Raw genomic sequence first — 4,134 nt, 5'->3', positions numbered from 1 at the left:
ACGGCGGCGGAGCTCAAGGGGGTAACGGGAAGGTCTTGCCATGACTCGATCCTTTCATGAAATCGAGCCTCTACTCGAACCGGGGCGGTTCACCGGTGGCCGGCTCGCCGACCCCGACGCCCCGCCCCTGACCTACGAGGCGTTCGTGGGGCTGCTGCTGGACTGGGTGACCTGGTGGAACACCCTCCATCGTCCCGCCGCGCTGGATGGGGAAACCCCCCTCCAGGCGTGGCAGGCCGACGCGACACCGCTCACGGATGTGTCCGCCGGGCAGCTGGCGACGTTCGCCCTGGAGGACGACGGCCGCACGTACACGATCAGCACGAGCGGGGTGCGGTGGCGCCGCCGGGACTACCTCGCCCCGTGGATGAACGGCCGTACCGGCACCAAAGTCTCGGTACGGCACCTGCCCCACCACGACGACACCATCGAGGTCTTCGACGCGGCGACCGGACGCCATCTCGGGTCGGCGTTCCTGGCCGCCGCGGCAAGCCGGGAGCAGATCCGCTCCGTCCAGGCCGCACGGACCGCGGCCGCCCGGCGGCTCAAGGCCGACCTGAAAGCCGCGGAGAAGCTGCGCCGCCGGCGCTTCGAAGCCTCCACCACCGCTGCCCCGCCCCGACCTCTCACCTCTTCGACCTCCGCACAGGCTGAAGAGGAACTGGGCGCGGCGGCACAGAGCGACCGCCGCGCGCTGGCCCGTCCTGATCTCGTTCCGCACGGCCCCGCGCCCGATACCTGGGCCCGCCCCAGGCCCCCGCGCACACCTACTGCTGATGAGGACCAAGCTGATGATCGCTGATCTGGACTACGGGCTGCTGCCCGACGAGAGCGAAGACCACTTCCTGGGCCTGGAGCAGGCCCAGTTGGTCGGTACCGACACGCTGCTGACCACACGGGACAACATCGAGGCCGTCATCGAGGCCAAGGCCATGATGTGCGTCTACGGGCCGGCTGGATCCGGCAAGACGATGTCAGTGAACTCCGCGCTGCGCCACCTCGCCCCGGACATCACCCACCGCCTGGAATTGCGGGCCGGGCCGACCCCGCGCGACATACGGCATGGCCTCTTCCAGGCACTGGGGCTGCCGGGCGAGCCGCCCGCCCGCCCGATCGAGTTCGACACCCTCCTCAAGGAGGCGCTCGCCGAGGAGTTCCGGGTCCTGGTCTGCGACGAGGCGCAGTGGATGAAGAAGACCGGGTTCGAGTTCTGGCGCCACCTGTGGGACGACAAACGCACCGACATCGCCGTGATCTTCGCCGGAGGCGACGGCTGCTACAAGGTCCTGCGCCGCGAACCGATGCTGGCCTCCCGGATCTTCATCTGGCAGGAGTTCACCCGCATGTCCCGGGACGAGGTACGGGAGACGATCCCCGCCTTCCACCCCGTCTGGGCAGACGTGGACACCGCGCTCATCGACGCGATCGACAAACAGGCCGCCCACGGCAGCTTCCGCAACTGGGCCAACATCACCACCCACATCCTCGCTGGCATGAAGAAACTCAACCTCGGGCAGGTCGACGAAGACCTCGTGCGCTGGGTCTACAGCAAAATTGGCGGCATGTGATGACGGCCGGCGATCCTCCACCGGTCACCGTCATCAACGACAAGGACGACCACCCCGACTGGACTGCCGCCGCACACGCCGCACACGACCCGGGCATGGGATGTCTGACCGTCGACCCCAGCCCCGCCAACGGCGCACCCGCCGCCCTCGCCCACGACCTGCTCTACGCCCTCGGCAAACGCCTCCCTCAAGGCGGAGAAACCTACGGAACCTGGGCCGACTCCCAGCGCCCCGCCTGGGACGCGGCCTGCGCCTGGGTACTCGCCCACCACATCGGACACCTGATCGTCTGCCGCACCGACCGCCTCACACACGCCCGCTTCAGACAACTACTCACCCTGCGGGAGCGCAGCGGCATCCACCTCACCCTCCTCTGGCACCGCCCGGTCAGCCCCGCACTGACCACGCTCCTCGACGAGACCCCGCACCACATCATCGGCACCCTCCCCCACGCACGCGTCGCCCTGGAGCAGACGCAACACCCACTGGCCGACATCCCAAGCCCTGAGCAGCACCGGCACTGCGACCCCGCACCCTGCCGAGACGGCGGGCAATGGATCACCCCTCGAGCACCGTTGGACGGCGTAGTGGTGGACCGTCTCGCGCGGACCCCGTGCCAGGGCGCCCCCGCGGGTACCCCTGGCAGCGCCTCACCGTCCCTGCACGGAGACGACTTCACGGCGCGAGACGTCCTCGCCACCCGGCTGACCACAGTGGCCCACCCGCTGCACGCCGCAGCCCTGACCATCCACGCCATCACCGCAGCCGACATCGATCGGCTCGCACTCATCCGCGCCATTGACATCGACGAGAACGCAACCACCGTCAAAGTCCACGACAGCACCACCCACCGCCGATGCCGGCTCTACCCCCTGCCCACCTGGACACGCCCCCTCATACGCGCCGCCCGCATCCACAGTCAGCTGAAGGACCGCGCCCCGGACAACCCGCTCTTCCCCCTCATCACCGCCCGAGACGGAGAACAACTCACCCTCACCGCAACAGGAATCCGCTACGCGTTCGGCCCCATACGGCAAGAGGATGCTGTTCGCCTTCACCAGGCGGCGCTCACCGGAGCACTCCCACGGCCCTGACCAGCAACAATGCGCTCCACGCTGTACCGAGCGGCAACCAACTGACCTGCTCAGACGCCAAAAACGTCAGCCCCAGATCGGCATCCATGTCACCACCCGAAACCCGCACGGCAACAAACTGACCTGCAGAATCCCCGTATATCCCGCACTGACACCACGATGCCGAACCACAACCGACAAAACCCCGCAGATCATCAGGCCGCCTTGACGATCCGATTTTGGCAGCACCAGCTCTCGCTCCCTGGTCCGCATGGTGTCTGGGTGGTGTCGCGGCGATCAGTCTTTCTTCGACCAGTTCATGCGGGGGCCGAGATCTCAAACACTCACTCAGGACACGGGCGGTAGAGGCACGGCGCGGGTCAGTGGTTCCAGGTCTCCGTACACGGCGGCGTGGAGTGCGGCCGCCAGTTCACGGGCCCGCTCTTCGCTCCGCACGCCGTGCAGCATGAAGTAGATCGGTCCCGCGTAGGCGTCCGTGTAGATCTCACGGCTGCTGACCAAGCGGGCGATCGCCGCCCGGACGGCGTCGTTCACGGTATCGCCGACGACATGGCCAGGGCCCGCGGTAAGCGCGTCCGCCTTCACGCTCCACCACCCACCCTCGTGTTCGATGGCAACGAACACCACCTGCTGCGCCATGGCTTCCCTGTACGCGTTATGGAAAGCGTCGGTGCCGCTGACCTCCGGGATCAGGTGGGCGGGGCAGGGAACCGGCAGCGGCTGCATGCGCGGCATTGTCCCAGGAGGCCAGGACCATTCGCGTCCGACGACACACGCAGGGTGATCAGGCCGCCGATGCGACCGAATTCGTGCCGGACGGCGGCACCCAGCCGGCGGCAGAGGAGAGTCACCGCAGCCGACGCAGCAGGGCCCGTTTCCTCGGCTCGTGCTCCCGGGCCAGCCGCAGAACCTCCCGAATCACCTCTGCCTTGTCGAGTGCCCGGCGGCCTGCTTCGTCCCGGAGTTCCAGGACGAAGCGGTCTACCTCCGATGCCTCGTCCTGATCGAACCGCACAGTTGTGGGAACGGCGCCGACAACCGCGGGCGGCAGGCGCCGACCCCCTCGGCTCCGCCCCAACCGGGCCGGGACGGGTCCTTGCTGCGAAGGCTGAGCCGTCGGGGCGGGCCCTCCGTGGACGAGCATGCCGTACTGCTGCGAAACCGTCATGCCCAGCCCAACGAGCCACACCGTACACGGGCACCGGGCACCGGGCACCGGGCACCGGCAGGCTTGCCAACGCGTTAACGTGCGCCTTCCAGGCTTGCCCAACCTGGCCGCAGGCTTGGCGGCAGGAACGGCGGTCGCGCCCGGCGTCGTACGGGAGGCCGGCCACGGCCGAGCGGACGGCGACGGTGAACGCGCGACCGCCACAGGCAGCTAGTGCTGTGACCGGGAAGGTTCACCGGGTGGGCGGTCGGTGATGTCGGGGCAACCTGCCCGTGGGCCGATCGGCCTGGTGGGTGACAATGGC

General features: G+C 68.5%; 4 protein-coding genes. 3 read left to right on the top strand and 1 reads right to left on the bottom strand.

Features of this window, described 5'->3' with window-relative positions; genetic code table 11:
* Positions 1-40 precede the first annotated feature (40 nt).
* From ACWD6R_RS39950 to ACWD6R_RS39940, 3 genes are read left to right on the top strand one after another with little or no spacing between them, the layout of a single operon-like run.
* A complete protein-coding gene (locus ACWD6R_RS39950; protein WP_451823252.1) occupies positions 41-802 on the top strand; it encodes a Mu transposase C-terminal domain-containing protein in 762 nt (253 codons plus the stop codon).
* Complete coding sequence (locus ACWD6R_RS39945; protein WP_451823251.1) at positions 792-1,568, top strand: AAA family ATPase; 777 nt, start codon at positions 792-794, stop codon at positions 1,566-1,568. Before ACWD6R_RS39950 ends, ACWD6R_RS39945 begins: the two co-directional genes overlap by 11 nt.
* On the top strand, positions 1,568-2,662 hold the full coding sequence (locus ACWD6R_RS39940) for a hypothetical protein (RefSeq protein ID WP_451823250.1): 1,095 nt from the start codon (positions 1,568-1,570) through the stop codon (positions 2,660-2,662). The genes ACWD6R_RS39945 and ACWD6R_RS39940 overlap by 1 nt, the downstream gene beginning before the upstream one ends.
* 327 nt (positions 2,663-2,989) lie before the next feature.
* Here ACWD6R_RS39940 and ACWD6R_RS39935 read toward each other — a convergent pair whose 3' ends face one another.
* On the bottom strand, positions 2,990-3,388 hold the full coding sequence (locus ACWD6R_RS39935; RefSeq protein WP_451823249.1) for a hypothetical protein: 399 nt from the start codon (positions 3,386-3,388) through the stop codon (positions 2,990-2,992).
* Between the last annotated feature and the right edge of the window lie 746 nt (positions 3,389-4,134).

The sequence above is a fragment of the Streptomyces sp. NPDC005151 genome (assembly GCF_053599875.1).
Note: the sequence above shows the minus strand (reverse complement) of the source record. Positions and strands in the feature narration are given on the sequence as shown.

Excerpts from the sequence above, each read along its gene's own strand:
- ACWD6R_RS39935 (WP_451823249.1), bottom strand. The coding sequence starts at position 3,388 with ATGCAGCCGCTGCCGGTTCCCTGCCCCGCCCACCTGATCCCGGAGGTC.
- ACWD6R_RS39950 (WP_451823252.1), top strand. The coding sequence starts at position 41 with ATGACTCGATCCTTTCATGAAATCGAGCCTCTACTCGAACCGGGGCGG.
- ACWD6R_RS39940 (WP_451823250.1), top strand. The coding sequence starts at position 1,568 with ATGACGGCCGGCGATCCTCCACCGGTCACCGTCATCAACGACAAGGAC.
- ACWD6R_RS39945 (WP_451823251.1), top strand. The coding sequence starts at position 792 with ATGATCGCTGATCTGGACTACGGGCTGCTGCCCGACGAGAGCGAAGAC.